A 352-nucleotide genomic window follows, 5' to 3' on the forward strand; every position below is an offset into this window, starting at 1 on the left:
CAACATCGCCACCAACCATACCAGCAGCTCCAAACTGATGAATGGTTAGAGTAAGCATACTCATTGCTAATAATAATGCAAAGACTAAAGCCATACCGAATATTTTTCCCATATTGGCACCTTTCATTTTTTCTTCGGTCATGTCAGCAGCTTTCATCCAAACGGTTCCAAACACTTTTGGATTGTACCAAACAAAACCAACAACTAAGGCTGAAATTGCAGCAACTAAAATCGCTAAAAAATTAATTTCCATAATATTAAAAAGTTATAGTTAGTACCTAAATATAGCTAAAAAATAAAACGGAAGGTTTTTTTTAACTTTTGAAACAGATTAAAATTTTAGATTAAAGAG

1 protein-coding gene is annotated in these 352 nt (G+C 32.4%); it reads right to left on the reverse strand.

The features are described from left to right. Positions 1 to 253: DUF1761 domain-containing protein (locus tag H4O21_RS28575; RefSeq protein ID WP_182812612.1), on the reverse strand; the 253-nt coding region annotated here is incomplete at its 3' end. Positions 254 to 352: the final 99 nt, after the last annotated feature.

It is taken from the genome of Oceanospirillum sediminis (genome assembly GCF_014164585.1).
Lineage (GTDB): Bacteria > Pseudomonadota > Gammaproteobacteria > Pseudomonadales > Halomonadaceae > Oceanospirillum > Oceanospirillum sediminis.